The 14,356-nt window shown below is 27.8% G+C and carries 17 protein-coding genes, 1 riboswitch and 1 other annotated feature; of the genes, 12 read left to right on the plus strand and 5 right to left on the minus strand.

Annotated features, from left to right (window positions below; translation table 11 throughout):
* The first annotated feature begins 120 nt into the window (after positions 1-120).
* The 9 genes from yqeB to KGF46_RS09740 all read left to right on the plus strand — a co-directional run bounded on the left by yqeB (position 121) and on the right by KGF46_RS09740 (position 8,469).
* On the plus strand, positions 121-936 hold the full coding sequence (gene yqeB, locus KGF46_RS09700) for a selenium-dependent molybdenum cofactor biosynthesis protein YqeB (RefSeq protein WP_227861952.1): 816 nt from the start codon (positions 121-123) through the stop codon (positions 934-936).
* A gap of 62 nt (positions 937-998) precedes the next feature.
* Positions 999-1,502, plus strand: coding sequence for a molybdenum cofactor biosynthesis protein B (locus tag KGF46_RS09705; protein WP_227828433.1), 504 nt, complete (start codon positions 999-1,001; stop codon positions 1,500-1,502).
* Between the two features lie 46 nt (positions 1,503-1,548).
* Complete coding sequence (gene moaA, locus KGF46_RS09710; protein WP_227828434.1) at positions 1,549-2,508, plus strand: GTP 3',8-cyclase MoaA; 960 nt, start codon at positions 1,549-1,551, stop codon at positions 2,506-2,508.
* Positions 2,509-2,511: 3 nt separating this feature from the next.
* A complete protein-coding gene (gene moaC / locus KGF46_RS09715) occupies positions 2,512-2,982 on the plus strand; it encodes a cyclic pyranopterin monophosphate synthase MoaC (RefSeq protein WP_227828435.1) in 471 nt (156 codons plus the stop codon).
* A 34-nt stretch (positions 2,983-3,016) separates the two neighbouring features.
* The gene (locus KGF46_RS09720; protein WP_227828436.1) at positions 3,017-3,451 is read left to right on the plus strand and encodes an MOSC domain-containing protein; all 435 of its coding nucleotides are present in this window, start codon (positions 3,017-3,019) and stop codon (positions 3,449-3,451) included.
* Between the two features lie 194 nt (positions 3,452-3,645).
* The gene (locus tag KGF46_RS09725) at positions 3,646-3,876 is read left to right on the plus strand and encodes a hypothetical protein (protein WP_413840993.1); all 231 of its coding nucleotides are present in this window, start codon (positions 3,646-3,648) and stop codon (positions 3,874-3,876) included.
* 231 nt (positions 3,877-4,107) lie between these two features.
* Positions 4,108-4,319: a binding site (T-box leader), on the plus strand.
* Between the two features lie 162 nt (positions 4,320-4,481).
* Positions 4,482-5,771: a cytosine permease gene (locus KGF46_RS09730; protein ID WP_227828437.1), complete on the plus strand. Its 1,290-nt coding sequence runs from the start codon at positions 4,482-4,484 to the stop codon at positions 5,769-5,771.
* A gap of 53 nt (positions 5,772-5,824) precedes the next feature.
* Positions 5,825-6,904 (plus strand): DUF917 domain-containing protein, encoded by a 1,080-nt coding sequence (locus tag KGF46_RS09735; RefSeq protein ID WP_227828438.1) that lies wholly within the window; start codon positions 5,825-5,827, stop codon positions 6,902-6,904.
* 20 nt (positions 6,905-6,924) lie between these two features.
* Entirely contained in the window at positions 6,925-8,469 is a 1,545-nt protein-coding gene (locus tag KGF46_RS09740) for a hydantoinase/oxoprolinase family protein (RefSeq protein WP_227828439.1), read from the plus strand.
* Positions 8,470-8,551: 82 nt separating this feature from the next.
* Here KGF46_RS09740 and KGF46_RS09745 read toward each other — a convergent pair whose 3' ends face one another.
* Together KGF46_RS09745 and KGF46_RS09750 are read right to left on the minus strand one after the other, a co-directional pair.
* Entirely contained in the window at positions 8,552-8,836 is a 285-nt protein-coding gene (locus KGF46_RS09745; protein WP_227828440.1) for a transcriptional regulator, read from the minus strand.
* 71 nt (positions 8,837-8,907) lie between these two features.
* Positions 8,908-9,663, minus strand: a complete 756-nt coding sequence (locus KGF46_RS09750; protein WP_227828441.1) for a lysophospholipid acyltransferase family protein — start codon at positions 9,661-9,663, stop codon at positions 8,908-8,910.
* 298 nt (positions 9,664-9,961) lie between these two features.
* Positions 9,962-10,056: riboswitch (guanidine-I (ykkC/yxkD leader) on the plus strand.
* Positions 10,057-10,119: 63 nt separating this feature from the next.
* Between KGF46_RS09750 and KGF46_RS09755 the strand changes: the two genes are divergently transcribed.
* Both KGF46_RS09755 and KGF46_RS09760 read left to right on the plus strand, forming a co-directional pair.
* On the plus strand, positions 10,120-10,827 hold the full coding sequence (locus KGF46_RS09755; RefSeq protein ID WP_227828442.1) for a B3/4 domain-containing protein: 708 nt from the start codon (positions 10,120-10,122) through the stop codon (positions 10,825-10,827).
* Positions 10,828-10,846: 19 nt separating this feature from the next.
* Entirely contained in the window at positions 10,847-11,536 is a 690-nt protein-coding gene (locus KGF46_RS09760; RefSeq protein WP_227828443.1) for a radical SAM protein, read from the plus strand.
* A 246-nt stretch (positions 11,537-11,782) separates the two neighbouring features.
* Here the strand turns inward: KGF46_RS09760 and KGF46_RS09765 are convergent, their stop codons facing one another.
* From KGF46_RS09765 to KGF46_RS09775, 3 genes are all read right to left on the minus strand, one after another.
* Positions 11,783-11,983 carry a cold-shock protein gene (locus KGF46_RS09765; protein ID WP_227828444.1) on the minus strand — a complete coding sequence of 67 codons (201 nt, stop codon included), beginning with the start codon at positions 11,981-11,983 and terminating at the stop codon, positions 11,783-11,785.
* Positions 11,984-12,375: 392 nt separating this feature from the next.
* Positions 12,376-12,642: a DUF3795 domain-containing protein gene (locus KGF46_RS09770; protein WP_227483233.1), complete on the minus strand. Its 267-nt coding sequence runs from the start codon at positions 12,640-12,642 to the stop codon at positions 12,376-12,378.
* A gap of 41 nt (positions 12,643-12,683) precedes the next feature.
* Positions 12,684-13,493, minus strand: a complete 810-nt coding sequence (locus KGF46_RS09775) for a helix-turn-helix transcriptional regulator (RefSeq protein ID WP_227828445.1) — start codon at positions 13,491-13,493, stop codon at positions 12,684-12,686.
* A 312-nt stretch (positions 13,494-13,805) separates the two neighbouring features.
* On the opposite strand from KGF46_RS09775, the gene KGF46_RS09780 reads away from it, so the two are divergent.
* Entirely contained in the window at positions 13,806-14,087 is a 282-nt protein-coding gene (locus KGF46_RS09780; RefSeq protein WP_003420428.1) for a hypothetical protein, read from the plus strand.
* The last annotated feature ends 269 nt before the right edge of the window (positions 14,088-14,356 follow it).

Below are 14,356 nucleotides of genomic sequence, written 5' to 3' on the forward strand. Positions count from 1 at the left end.
CAGGTAAAAGTAATTTTTAACCATTATGATAATAAAATAAGATGATATTATATAAATAAGTAAAATTATATTATATAATATAAAGTATAGACTTTAAAATTTTTATTAGTAGGAGAAAATATGAACAATGTTATAATAGTTAGAGGAGCTGGAGATTTAGCAACAGCAGTTATACACAAGTTACATAACTGTGGTTTTAAAATAATTGCTTTAGAAGTTGAAACTCCTCTTGCAATAAGAAGGAAAGTTTCTTTTAGTGAGGCTATTTATGAAAAGGAAGTTTCTGTGGAAGGTGTCTATTGTGTGTATTGCAAAGATAAAACAGAAATAAAAAAAGCTTTAAATAAAAGAAAAGTGGCGCTAATAATAGACCCAAAAGGTAAATATATAGATGAAATACGTCCTGTAGCAGTTATAGATTGTATACTTGCAAAAAAAAATATTGGAACAAATAAAGCGATGGCACCACTTACAATAGCTTTGGGTCCAGGGTTTTGTGCAGGTAAAGATGCAGATATAGTTATTGAAACTATGAGAGGACATAATTTAGGAAAAGTGATAAGAGAAGGATATGCTTTAAAAAATACAGGAATACCAGGTGCTATATTGGGTATAACTAAAGACCGAGTTTTTTATTCTGAGAACGTTGGAATAATAGAAACTATATGTAATATAGGAGATGTAGTTAAAAAAGGAGATATAATATGTTATATCACTGAAAAAAATGGAAATAAAATAGAAGTGAAAACTTCTTTAGATGGTGTTTTGAGAGGCATATTGAGAAATGGTTCACAAATAGAAAAAGGATTAAAGATATTGGATATAGACCCTCGAATGGAAGAAGTAAAAAATTCATTTACGATATCAGATAAAGGACGTTGTATAGCAGGAGCAGTTTTAGAAGCATTATTATCAGAAGGAATATTACCAGAATAGGTTCTATTAAATAGATTTTTTATTTATAAAAGTTTAATTAATATGTAAAGGGGTGAAACCATATGTTTAATGTAGCAATTATAACACTTAGTGATAAGGGCTATGAAGGGAAAAGAGAAGATATAACAGGCAAAAAATTAACTGAATTTGTTGAAAATACAGGGAATTATAAAGTTATTGAATATGTGTTGATAAAAGATGATAAGGAAATGTTAAAGGAAAATATTATAAAAATTTGTGACAGTAATAAAGTAGATTTAATTCTTACCAATGGAGGTACTGGATTTTCAAAGAGAGATATAACTCCAGAGGCTACTAAAGATGTTTTAGAAAGAGAGATACCAGGTCTTAGTGAATACATGAGAATGAAATCTACAGAAATTACTAAAAAAGCTATACTAAGTAGGGGTGTAAGTGGAATAAGGAATAATTCTATAATAATAAATTTACCTGGAAGTCCCAAAGGTGCAGTTGAAAATCTAAGCTTCATTATTGATGTCTTAGACCATGGCATAGAAATTTTAAGAGGAGAAGCCACAGAATGTGCCACTAATAACAAAAAATAGTATATAATTCAGATAGATAAAAAATAGACAAAGAGGTAGATAAAGTATGATTGATAAGTATGGAAGAAAAATAGACTACCTTCGTATTTCACTTACAGATAAGTGTAATTTAAGGTGTGTTTATTGTATGCCACCAGATGTTAAATTTGAAAAAAATTATATAAACGATAATCTAAGTTTTGAAGACTATAAATTTATTATAAAGGCTATGTCAGAACAAGGGATAACAAAGGTTAGATTTACTGGAGGAGAGCCTCTTTTATATCCCAATTTAAATGAACTTATAAGGTTTACAAGAGAAGAATGTGGAATAGAAAATATAGGAATGACAACTAATGCTCTTGGACTTTCTGATAGAATATTTGAGCTTAAAGAATGTGGTCTGAATAAAGTAAATATAAGCTTAGATTCTTTAAAGGAATATAAATATAAATCTGTGACAAGAGGCGGCAATTTAAAAGAAGTATTAAAATCGATTGAGTCATGTTTAAATTTAGGTATAAAAGTAAAAGTAAATTGTGTTGCCATAAATGGATTTAATGATGATGAGCTTAAAGACTTTATGTTTTTAACAGTTAAATCACCAATTGATGTAAGATTTATTGAACTTATGCCATTAGGTGAAGCTAATAGAGTCTACAAAAAAGGATATTTTAATGTAAAAGAAATGGTTGAAAAAATATATGGTTTATATAAAGTTAAAAATGATGAAAAAAGTACAGCAGAATATTATAAGTTTAAAGGAGCAAAAGGAAGAATAGGAATTATAACTCCATTAAGCTGTTCATTTTGCAACACTTGTAATCGTATTAGACTTACCTCTAGTGGTGCAATAAAACTGTGTCTACATTCAAAAGAAGAAATAGATATAAAACCACTTTTACATAAACCATTGTTATTTAGAGAAACTATGAAAGATATAATAAAAGAAAAGCCAGAAAAACATCATTTAATAGAAAATAAATGTAGTGATACAAATAGACGTATGTATGAAATTGGAGGATAGGTAATGTTAACACACATAAATGAAAAAGGGTATGCTAAAATGGTAGATATAAGTGAAAAAGATGATACTAAGAGAACTGCTATAGCAACAGCTACGATTACTCTTGGCAAAGAAGCTTTAGAAAAGGTAAAAAATGGACAAATAAAAAAGGGAGATGTATTATCCGTAGCTCAAGTTGCAGGGATAATGGGAGCTAAAAATACATCTTCAAATATACCAATGTGCCATCAAATTAAATTGGTTGGATGTGATTTAGAATTTGAGATAGATGATTCTATGTCTGCTATTAAAATATATGCAACCTGTAAATCGCTTGGCAAAACTGGTGTAGAAATGGAAGCATTAAATGCTTGTTCTTTAGCAGCGCTTACAATTTATGATATGTGTAAAGCAGTTGATAAAAAGATGGTCATAAGCAATATACATCTTGTGGAGAAAACTGGTGGAAAATCAGGTGATTTTAAGTTTGAATAATTTAAGAATATATGGGTGAAAATTTGGAGGAAATATGGCTAAAGTAGTGTCAATAAATATAAGTGACAGAAAGGGTGTCATTAAGGTTCCTGTGCAATGTGCAGAACTAAAAATAAATTATGGAATAGTTGGAGATGCACATGCAGGAAACTGGCATCGTCAAATAAGTTTACTTGGAAAAGAAAGTATAGATAAAATGAAAATGAGAGGCTTTGACCAATTAAAATTTGGAGACTTTGCTGAAAATATAACTACAGAAGGAATAGAAGTATTTTCATTACCTGTTGGTACAAAATTAAAGATAGGCAAATGTGAAGTTGAAGTAACTCAAATAGGGAAAAAGTGTCATAATGGATGTGAGATTAAAAAATTAACAGGGGACTGTGTAATGCCACGCGAAGGAATTTTTGTTAAGGTTTTAAAGGAAGGAGTTATAAATATTGGAGATTCAATAGATATAATTCAATAAAAATTTGATTAAACTTAAAATAAATTTCTGATTATATTTAAAAATTTTCTTAAATGTTCGTATAGCCTTGTTTTATAGGCTGTTCGGACATTTTTACTGTCAGGAGATACTTCACAATATTTCAGAATGTGTAGTGTAAAGTATTTTAAATAGATAGATTTAACAATATAACATACTGTTGTATAATATGAGATATGATTAATAAATTAAATATGGGAGGAGAGATACTCATATGCGGAAAAAGAAAGAGGAAGATTTTTAAAATATCAGAGGTTTTATTAAAAGAAAATGAGAAGAAGCTTTACACGAAAAAACATTCTTTTGCAGATGTAAGTGTAAGGAAATATTACTCAGGAACTCATTCGATTGTACTCATCATTAATGGCATAGAACAAGATAAGTTAGATTTTGAATTGAATGTATAATTTTACCTGAGTAACAAGTAGTATCCATCATATAAAATGAAAATAATTTGTAAAATTATATTCAATTGTATATAAAAATAATATAAAATTTTATTAAATTTAAAAAATACAAAATATAAATACAGTAATAATATAAAAAATTACATATAAAACTAAAAGATACAAGTAATTTACTTTTTAAGTTGACAAAATATTGCATATATATTATGATATAAATCATAAATAAATAACGTAGATTCGCAGAAGAAGAAAGTAGCATAAAGGAATTTTACAGAGAGTTAGATTTAGCTGAGAACTAATATTGAAATTTGTGTGAAAAGAACTTTGGAGAATACTATTACAGCTCTATTGTAGTAGTGGTTTAATTCGCCTTAAGAAAATGAGTGAGTAAAATAAATTTTTACTAATAAGAGTGGTAACACGGATTTGTATTCGTCTCTTGGATTTTTTCCAAGAGGCGTTTTTTATTATAAAATTATTTCAGAAAATTTAAAACTATATATTAAATGAAAATTATAAATATATAGTTGTTAATAAATTTATAAATTAGAAAATTGTAAAATAAACTAACTAAATGGTTTTACAATTTTAATGGAGGGATGAAAATGGAAGAAGAAAAAATTAATTATGCCTTGGAACAGGTTCCAGAGAATCAAAAACGTGGTTGGGTAGCTATGTTTTCAGTGCTAGTAGCGATAGGCGTGGATTTATCATCTGTTATTTTAGGAGCTGAGTTAGCTCAAAGTATGCCAATGAAACAAGCAATATTATCAGTAATTGTAGGTTCATTTTTTTCTGCTATTTTGTATACTATATGCTCTTTAGTTGGCTCATCTACAAGTTTATCTACATCTATGATAACAAAATATGTATTTGGAGAAGCTGGAGCAAAAATATTTTCTCTAGTTATAGGGGTTTCTCTATTAGGATGGTTTGGAGTTCAAGTAGGCTTCTTTGCTCAAAATGCTCAAATAATAATAAAAGATATATTTAATCTAGATGTGAGCATGCAAGTTTTAAGCCTCATAGGTGGTCTTTTGATGATGAGTACAGCTATTTATGGATATAAAGCAATGGAAAAATTAAGTGTGTATTCAGTACCATTCTTATTAATTCTTATGATGTTAACTATATTCTTGTCTTTTAAAGCAAATGGAATTCCAGTTGATGATAATATGAAATCGACTATGACATTTGCAGGTGGAGTTTCTCTATCAATGAGTATAATAATAGTTGGAGCAATAGTATCTCCTGATATAAGTCGCTGGGCTAAAAGTAGAAGAGATTGTGCACTTTCAAGTTTTCTAGGGATACAATTTGGAAATGCCTTTATGATAGTAGTATCAATAATATTAGTAAAATGTATGGGTACTTCAGATATTATGAGAATTTTTATTACATTAGGAATTGCTATACCAGGTATAATTGTACTTACATTAGCTCAATGGACTACAAATACAAGCAATGTATATTCTGCATCACTAAGTATAGCTCTTGTACTAAAAAAAGCTCCTGAAAAAGTATTAACTATAGTTCTTGGTGTTGTAGCAACTTTATTAGCTGTATTTGGAATATATGAAGGATTTATAGGATTTTTAAATTTACTTGGAATTGTTATTGCACCTGTTGGTGGTGTGTATACAGCAGAATATTATATAGTAAAACAAGAACTTAAAGGATTTGATAAGGGGATAGCATACAAACCAATAGTTAAACATTCAATAATATCTTGGATAATTGGTATATTAATAACATACCTTTCTACATATGGATTTATAACTCTTACTACTATAGCACCTTTAGATGGTTTTATAGCAGGATTTATAATACAATCAATTATTGGAAAAGCGATTTGTTCATCAAAAAACAAACAAGAAGTAAAAAAAGCAGTTTAATGAAATATGCTTGTAAAGTATAAAATAAATTTGGGATATGAGGAGAAAGTAACATGAGATTTTTAACAGAAGAAAGCGTGGATAAAATAGCAGTTGGCGCAGCAGTGCTTGGAACTGGAGGAGGAGGAGACCCATACATAGGTAAATTAGTTGCAAAACAAGCAATTAAAAAGTATGGACCTGTAAAAGTGATTAGTTTAGATGAACTAGAGGATGATGCTTTAGTAGTACCAGTATCTGGTATGGGTTCTCCTGTAATTACAATAGAAAAATTACTTTCTGAAGTGGAATTAACTACTCCTTTAGAGATAATGGAAAAATTATTGAATAGAAAAGTTGATGTTATAATTCCTATAGAAATAGGGGGAATAAATTCACTTATGCCAATAGCAGTTGCTGCAAAAAAAGGGCTTCCTATTTTGGATGCAGATTCTATGGGTAGAGCGTTTCCGGAAGCTCAAATGGTAACTTTTTATCTTGAAGGATATGAAGCATCACCTGCTGTAATGGCTGATGAAAAGGGTAATTCAGCTATCCTTTATCCTGTTGATGGAATTTGGTCAGAAAGATTGGCTAGAACTTTAACAGTAGAAATGGGAGGAAGTTCTTCTATTAGTGACTATAATTTAAGCGGAGCTCAAGTTAAAAAAGCTGCTATAGGAAATACCTTGACTATAGCTGAAACTATAGGAGGATTTTTACTTGAGAATAAGTCAGACTCAAAAGGTGCTATTGAAAATATATTGAAAGAATTAAAAGGATACAAATTATTTGAAGGAAAAGTAGTTGATATTAAAAGAGAATTAAAAGGTGGGTTTACTAGAGGGCATGCATTCTTTGCTGGAATTAATGGATATGATGGAGAATACTCTGTACTATTCCAAAATGAAAATCTAATTGCAAAAAAAGGTAGTACACCACTTTGTATTACACCAGATTTAATAGCAATATTAGATTTAGAAACTGGATTCCCAATAACTACAGAAAGAATAAAATATGGTTCTCGTGTGATGGTAGTAGCTTTTCCTTGTAATGAAAAATGGAGAACTAAAAAAGGAATTGAGACAGTTGGACCTGGATACTTTGGGTATGATGTAGAGTATAAAACAGTAGAAGAATTACAAGGAAAATAAAAATTTAGGGGGAAATTTTGATGTATCGTGTAGGAATTGACGTTGGAGGAACAAATACAGATGCTTGTATACTGGATAAGGAATTAAAAGTAATCCATTCAGTTAAAGTAGCAACTACAAAAGATGTTGAAACTGGTGTTTATAATGCCTTAAAAAAAGTTATAGATGAAAGTAAAATTGACCATTCATTAATAAAATATGCTATGCTTGGTACAACTCACTGTACAAATGCAATAGTAGAAAGAAAAAGGCTTAATAATGTAGCAATGATAAGAATAGGAAAACCAGCAACCACTGCCATTTTACCATTTATAGATTGGCCAGAAGATTTAAGAGAAAAAATAGAATTAGATTCAATATTGATATCTGGTGGTTATGAGTTTGATGGAAGAAAGATAAATGAACTTTGTAAAGATGAAGTAGTAGATTTTTGCAATAAGATAAAAGGTAAGGTAGAAAGTATTGCAATAAGTGGAGTATTTGCTCCTGTAAATAAGCAACAAGAAGAAGAAGTTGCAAAATGGGTTAGAGAGATTCTTGGTGATATTCCAATATCCTTATCAAATGAAATAGGTAATATAGGTATCCTGGAAAGAGAAAACGGAGCAATTTTAAACTCTGCATTGTCTAGAGTAGGGAAGGCTGTTTCTTTAGGATTTGAGAAAGCATTGAAAGATTTAGGAATAGATGCAGAAATATATTTTAGTCAAAATGATGGAACATTAATGAATTTAGAGTACACAATGAAGTATCCTATTTTCACAATTGGATGTGGAATAACAAATTCTATAAGGGGAGCATCCTTTTTATCAAAAGTAAAAAATGCAATAGTACTAGATGTTGGAGGAACTACGAGTGATTTAGGTGTATTATACAATGGATTTCCTAGAGAATCTTCAATTCCTGTTACAATTGGAGGAGTACATACAAACTTTAGAATGCCAGATGTTTTAACCATTGGACTTGCTGGGGGAACTTGTGTAAAAGGTGAAAAAGACAATATAAAAATAGGCCCTGAGAGTGTAGGGTATAGAATAACTGAAGATGCAATAATATTTGGTGGTGACACTTTAACTTTATCAGATGTTGTTACAAAGTTAGGCATGGCATTTGAGGATAGAAAAAGTAATGTTGAAAATTTAGATAAAGATTATTGTGATGATGTATATAAAAAAGTAATTTTAAAACTAGAAGATGCTGTAGACCAAATGAAGACTAGCCAAAATGATGTTGAATTAGTTTTAACTGGTGGAGGAAGTATAATTGTCCCAGAAAAACTAAAAGGCATAAGTGATGTTATAAGACCTCCTCATTATACCGCAGCAAATGCTATTGGTGCGGCTTTAGGGCAAATAAGTGGAGATGTAGAAAAAGTGTACAGCTTAGATAAAATGTCTAGAGAAGATGCTATAGAAGATGCAAAACAAGAAGCCATAAATAAAGCTTTAAAAGCAGGTGCTAAAAAGGATACTATAGAAGTATTAAATATAGAAGATGTTCCACTTGCATATCTTCCAGGTAATGCACTCCTTATAAAAGTAAAAGTTGTTGGAGATTTGATATAATTTAAAGAAAATTTAAGTGCTTTTAAATATGTTTTAGATATAAAAAAATCGGTGCATAGTTTGTACCGATTTTTTATCTTTATTAGTAGAGAACTCGTTTTTTTGCTTCTGCTATAGCTCTAGCAGCACTTTTTTCCTCGATTCTTTTTTCTTCTTCTCTTTTAAAAGCATTTATTGTATCATTTAAATTTTTATCGTGTTCATTTTTTTCTTTGTCTTCGTTTTCTCTGTAAACTAATACATAATCTATTATTGATTCATTTATTATTTGAGATATACTTTTATTTTCATTAATTCCTATTCTTTTAACTTCTTTAAGTAATGTTTCATCAATGTGAACCGTTGTTTGTTTTGTATTTTTTGCCACCTTAATCACCTCTTAAAAAAATTTTAACATTAAAATTTTTTATAGTCAATAAATTTTAACATTAAAATTCTTTAAAAGTTTTTATTTGTTTTTCTAAAACTTTCTATTTTGCTTATCATATTTTTTTTTATATTTTCGCCTAATACAGAAGATTTTAGTCTAGGATTTTCAATATGGTCATAAATTGGTTCTAGGAATTCAACTTCAACAGGAACAGAATTAATTTTACCAATAGGTTGATATCCTTCATAAGTATCTTTTGAATTTTTTATGACTAATGGAACAATAGGACACTTTGCTTTATATGCTATTTTTAAGGCTCCACTTCTAAAATCTGATACTAGTGAATTTGGTTCTTTAATCCATGTTAAATCCCCTTCTGGAAACACTGCCATACTCTGGCCTGTAAGTATATTTTGTGAGGCTTCAGCAATACTTTTAATCCCTTCTCGATTATTTTTTCTGTTTACATATACACATCTTAACAACTTTGCCCATTCTTTAAATATAGGTATATTTCTCCAAACTGGCTCATCTGCAATTACACATCCAATTGGTCTCTCTACACTTGCTGCTAGGATAAAACTATCAAGCATACTTGAGTGATTTACAACAAATAAGATTGGTTCTTTTGGTAATGTTTCTTTGCCAAGTATATTAAGGTCTATATTTACTATATCTAAAGATTTTTTAGCTTGTTTTTGCATAAATTCAAATTTTTCTTTTAAGCTAAATTTATCTGGATTTTTTTTGATTTTTATAAGTTTAGGTATAGAAGATGTAAAGCCTATGAGTTGATATGTAGCAAATTTTAAGTAATTATTCATAAAATTATCTCCTTAAAATAAAATTGTTTATTACTGTAAAGATTTTAACATAAAATGAAATTTAAGTCTATTTTAATTGGGATTTATAACTTACATTTAAAATAGACCTATTTTGAAATTTTTATACTTATAATTTTATTAATAAAACTATATTAATAATGTAGTATTCTATTAGATTAGCTAAATAACCTTTAAATATTATTTTGTATAATATAAATAGAAGAATCCAATATAGTATTGTTTTAAATCTTATATTATGCTAAAATTTATTTGTATTTTATAAATTACAAAAATATATAGTTTAGTTTTCTAGGGTTCCGCATTTTATAATGGGCAGGTCCAAGAGAAAACGCACGGTTATTGTGTACACGGAAGGATAAAAGCCTGGGAGATATTTAATAATATTTCTGTAGGCTTTTTTATTTTTATATATTTTAAAGTTGAGGAGGTATTCTAATGAAAAAATTTGTTGTTGAGAATGAGTTTTGGAACCTATTTCCTAGTTCAAAGATTGGAGTTGTTATTTGTCAGGACATAGACAATTCTATAATGGATAAAGAAGAATATAAGGAAATGATTTTGCAGGGAGAAGAATATGCATTAAAACACTTGAAGGATGTAGAATTTAGCAATAACCAAGTAATTAAAGTATGGAGAGAAGCATTCAAAAAATTTAAAACGAAAAAAGGAGCAAGGTCATCTATTGAGGCATTGTTAAAAAGAGTTCATAATGGAAATCATATAGCAACTATTAACCCCTTAGTGGATATTTACAATTCTATTTCACTAAAATATGCATTGCCTTGTGGTGGAGAAGACATAGACAAATTTATAGGAGATATTAGGTTGACTAGAGCAGTTGGAAATGAAGAATTTATACCATTAGGAGCAGGGGAAAACTCATCTCCATATGAAGGAGAAATAGTTTATAAAGATAATGGTGGAGCAATTTGTAGGTGTTGGAATTGGCGTGAAGCAGTGAGAACAATGCTTACTGAAAATACAAACAATGCCTTTTTATGTATTGAATTAGTAGATGAAAGCAGATTTGAAGAATTTGAGAATGCTTTGAATGATTTAGTGAAAATAGTTCAAGAAAATTTAGGTGGAACATGTAAAATTTCCATTTTAGATATTAACAATAAAGAAGTATCAATAAATTAATTTGAGGGAGTGTAGAGTAATGAGTAGTTTTAGCTATAAAGATATTTATATTGAGGATGGCAAAAGAGTATTAGAAGTAAACATACTTCCTGAAAAGTATTGTAATTTTGATTGTATATTCTGTCCTATTGGAAGGTCATATAATAAAGTAGATACACCTCAATCATTTGACAAGATTGATGACTCACTTAGAGAATTAGAACGTATGATAGAAAAGTATAAAGCAGAACTAGTTTTCATTAATTCAAAAGGAGAAGCCCTATTGAATGATAAAGTTTGTGATGTAATTGAGTTAGTAAAACGTAAAAGAGTGCCTGTACGATTACTTTCTAATGGATATTTATTAGGTAAAGATGAATATATAAAAGTAGCCAATATGTGTGATGAAATTATTGGAGAGATAAAAACAATATCGGAAAAAGATTTTCAAAAAATTCAGAGACCAATTGTAGGGTATACTCTAGAAGAATATATTTCAAATATGATTTTATTTAATAAACAGTATAAAGGAAAATTTATTTTAGAAGTAACAATTATCAAGGGATATAATGATAATGAGGAATCTATTAATAAGATAAAAAGTATTATTGATGAATTATCTCCAAATAAAGTGATTATTGAAAGAATGAACGATGAAAAATTTAAGCAAAAATTTGGTATATCTAATGAAAGGTTTGATAAAATTTCAAAAACATTATTAAACTTTTGAAAACATTAATGAAAAATGTTTATATATGAAATAAAAATCTAATAGAGTTAATCTATTGGATTTTTTTATATACAACATACTATATATCCTTACTGAATTAACTTTTATTTATGAAGATTATTTTATATTTAGAAGAGGGCTTTTTTCATTTGTCCAAACAATATTATTTACTTAATTAATAATTATCATATATATTATCAATAAAAAAAGACTCTTAAAAGAGTCTTTCCGAAAAAATCTATATAATTATAATATAGTTATGTTTTCTGCTTGCTGACCTCTAGCACCTTTAACTATATCAAAGCTTACTTTTTGACCTTCTTCTAATGATTTAAATCCTGAAGTTTGTATAGCTGAGAAATGAGCAAATACGTCATCTCCACCGTCTACTGTTATAAAACCAAATCCTTTTTCGTTGTTAAACCATTTCACTATTCCATTATTCATTAAAAATACTCCTATTAACCTATATCAAGATATACTTGATTTAATTGTGTATTACCACAAATACTATTGTATCACAGATTAATAAAAATGTCTACTTAATTGTAATTTTTAGTTAACATTTTTTGTTTATCCTTAACCATAAAAAAATTAAAAAGCTTTGTATTGCTATATATTAGTGAAAATGTAGATAAAATACTTTACTGACATTTAACTGACATAAATATTAAAATCTAAAATTAAGAGATTTAAAAATCAATGTTTATTTGCGAAAAAGATAGATAGCTATTATTTTATATTGAATAATAGCTATCTATCTTAGAGAATATATAATTATGTATTAAAGTAATAGTATAATATTTATATATAAGATAAAATATATAAATATTATACTATTATAAAGCTAGAGAAGCCCATTTTTCACATTGAGAAATTCTTTTTCCATCATCACCTTGCTCTTTATCGTATGCAAATTGAGTTAATATTTCACATGGAAATGTGTCACATAGGCCACAATGTGTAAGATTTTTATTCTCACAACATGATTTTACAGGACATTCTTCAGACCAAAAAGGTTTATCAATATTTGTACATCCAGCGCAATTTACATCTTCCTTATACTTACATTCACAACACAAAATTCCACATCTTGATTCTATCATTTTAAATCACTCCTCAAATATAAACTTTATATAATTATATGTTAAAATTTATATTTCTCATTGTAAAAATCAGACAAATTTTTTATATAGGTTGTTGGATTAACACCACAAATAGATTTAAAATCATTTATAAAGTGAGATTGGTCATAATAACCTATATTTTGAGCTAAAGTTGTAAATGACATCTTATTACTTTGTATTTCTTGTAGTACCATGTTTATACGTAATAATCTAAGGTATGTCTTAACACTCATACCAAGAGAATTATTAAAAATCCTATTTAAATGGCGTTCACTATAACAACTAATTTGAGCAATATTTTTAACAGACATGATAGAGTTTTGTTTTCTAGCATCTATAAGAATTGGTATTGTTAAATCTTTTATATTAGATTTAAATAAGTACGATAAAAATAACCTATCAAATTGTTCAATGAGTTCTTCAAGAGTACTGGACTTTTCAAAGATAGAATTAGTTTCCAAATCAAGTTGAGTGTTAAAATCTTTAACAGGAATTATTAAATCGGCTGATTCTATTTGAGGAAAACCTGTCAAATAGTATACTCCACATGGAAGAAATTCAACAAATACCCTAAAGAGTATATTTTCTATATCGTTTTTTACAATAGTAGTTTTTGTTGTAGCACCCCAAAATTTGCTATTTATACCTTTTTTACTAAATTCAAATACCATACATCCACTTGCATCAGGTATCAATGTCAGGTTTTCTATAGAATTTTTATCTTGAACAGTTATTGTATAATGGGCTATGTATGGTCTTAATAATTTGTGTGGTGAAATATATATATCATGATTGCAATTTTTTAACATGTTTTTAATTTTTTCTATCATAAATATGTCCCCCTGATACTATTTAGTGATAAATAGATTAGTTTAATTTTAATATTTTATATAATAAAACATTTTGATAAAAAAGTTTCATTGAGAGTATAAAGCATATAGAATAATTATAAAATAAAGTCTAAAAATGTACAATTATTAAAAAAATTATATGCGCTCATGAAATTGGCATATTAGATAGAGTTAAGTATAAATTAAACACAGAAAATAATAGTGTTACTTTTATAATAGATACATATAAAGATATTTTTAAGAATAAAATTTATTATTAAATAAAAAATAAGGGGAGAGTGATTTAATAGAATGGCATCAAAACAAACACCAAGAAATAATTTAGAAAAGTTTTTAAGAATAAGGGTACTGTCACATACAGGCGACAAAATACATATAAAATTACCTGTAAATTTTGCAAAGAGAATGATTGAAAACAATGCTTTAGATTTGTTTAATGGAAAAGATGATGTAGTTGATGGTAAAAAAGTTACTGAAATATTAGTTAAGGCATTTGATTATGATTTGACTGGAGAAGTGGTTCATCTAGAAAGAAAAAATGGGGATATTATTAAAGTATCAATTGTGCAATAAAATTAATTTATAGAAATTTCAATTTGATGTAATTATAAAAAACTATATAAAAAATTAATTATTTTATAATACTAAAAGCTATATAAATTTGTTATTTTGCAAATTTATATAGCTTTTTTAAGTATTCTTATTATGTGTGGTAGGTATAAAAAGTGGTATATTTATATAAGTTAAGTTTTCTGTATTGTCACTTGTAATATATATTTTAGAAGTATTTTGAAAGTTAAAAAACTGGCAGTATATTCTATTTTTCTATTGAAAATGATATA

Source organism: Clostridioides sp. ZZV14-6153, from assembly GCF_020657855.1.
GTDB lineage: Bacteria > Bacillota > Clostridia > Peptostreptococcales > Peptostreptococcaceae > Clostridioides.

What these genes read in the sequence shown, in the direction of transcription:
- yqeB (WP_227861952.1), top strand. Translation starts at nt 121, where the DNA reads ATGAACAATGTTATAATAGTTAGAGGAGCTGGAGATTTAGCAACAGCA.
- KGF46_RS09705 (WP_227828433.1), top strand. Translation starts at nt 999, where the DNA reads ATGTTTAATGTAGCAATTATAACACTTAGTGATAAGGGCTATGAAGGG.
- moaA (WP_227828434.1), top strand. Translation starts at nt 1,549, where the DNA reads ATGATTGATAAGTATGGAAGAAAAATAGACTACCTTCGTATTTCACTT.
- moaC (WP_227828435.1), top strand. Translation starts at nt 2,512, where the DNA reads ATGTTAACACACATAAATGAAAAAGGGTATGCTAAAATGGTAGATATA.
- KGF46_RS09720 (WP_227828436.1), top strand. Translation starts at nt 3,017, where the DNA reads ATGGCTAAAGTAGTGTCAATAAATATAAGTGACAGAAAGGGTGTCATT.
- KGF46_RS09725 (WP_413840993.1), top strand. Translation starts at nt 3,646, where the DNA reads ATGATTAATAAATTAAATATGGGAGGAGAGATACTCATATGCGGAAAA.
- KGF46_RS09730 (WP_227828437.1), top strand. Translation starts at nt 4,482, where the DNA reads ATGGAAGAAGAAAAAATTAATTATGCCTTGGAACAGGTTCCAGAGAAT.
- KGF46_RS09735 (WP_227828438.1), top strand. Translation starts at nt 5,825, where the DNA reads ATGAGATTTTTAACAGAAGAAAGCGTGGATAAAATAGCAGTTGGCGCA.
- KGF46_RS09740 (WP_227828439.1), top strand. Translation starts at nt 6,925, where the DNA reads ATGTATCGTGTAGGAATTGACGTTGGAGGAACAAATACAGATGCTTGT.
- KGF46_RS09750 (WP_227828441.1), bottom strand. Translation starts at nt 9,663, where the DNA reads ATGAATAATTACTTAAAATTTGCTACATATCAACTCATAGGCTTTACA.
- KGF46_RS09755 (WP_227828442.1), top strand. Translation starts at nt 10,120, where the DNA reads ATGAAAAAATTTGTTGTTGAGAATGAGTTTTGGAACCTATTTCCTAGT.
- KGF46_RS09760 (WP_227828443.1), top strand. Translation starts at nt 10,847, where the DNA reads ATGAGTAGTTTTAGCTATAAAGATATTTATATTGAGGATGGCAAAAGA.
- KGF46_RS09765 (WP_227828444.1), bottom strand. Translation starts at nt 11,983, where the DNA reads ATGAATAATGGAATAGTGAAATGGTTTAACAACGAAAAAGGATTTGGT.
- KGF46_RS09770 (WP_227483233.1), bottom strand. Translation starts at nt 12,642, where the DNA reads ATGATAGAATCAAGATGTGGAATTTTGTGTTGTGAATGTAAGTATAAG.
- KGF46_RS09775 (WP_227828445.1), bottom strand. Translation starts at nt 13,493, where the DNA reads ATGATAGAAAAAATTAAAAACATGTTAAAAAATTGCAATCATGATATA.
- KGF46_RS09780 (WP_003420428.1), top strand. Translation starts at nt 13,806, where the DNA reads ATGGCATCAAAACAAACACCAAGAAATAATTTAGAAAAGTTTTTAAGA.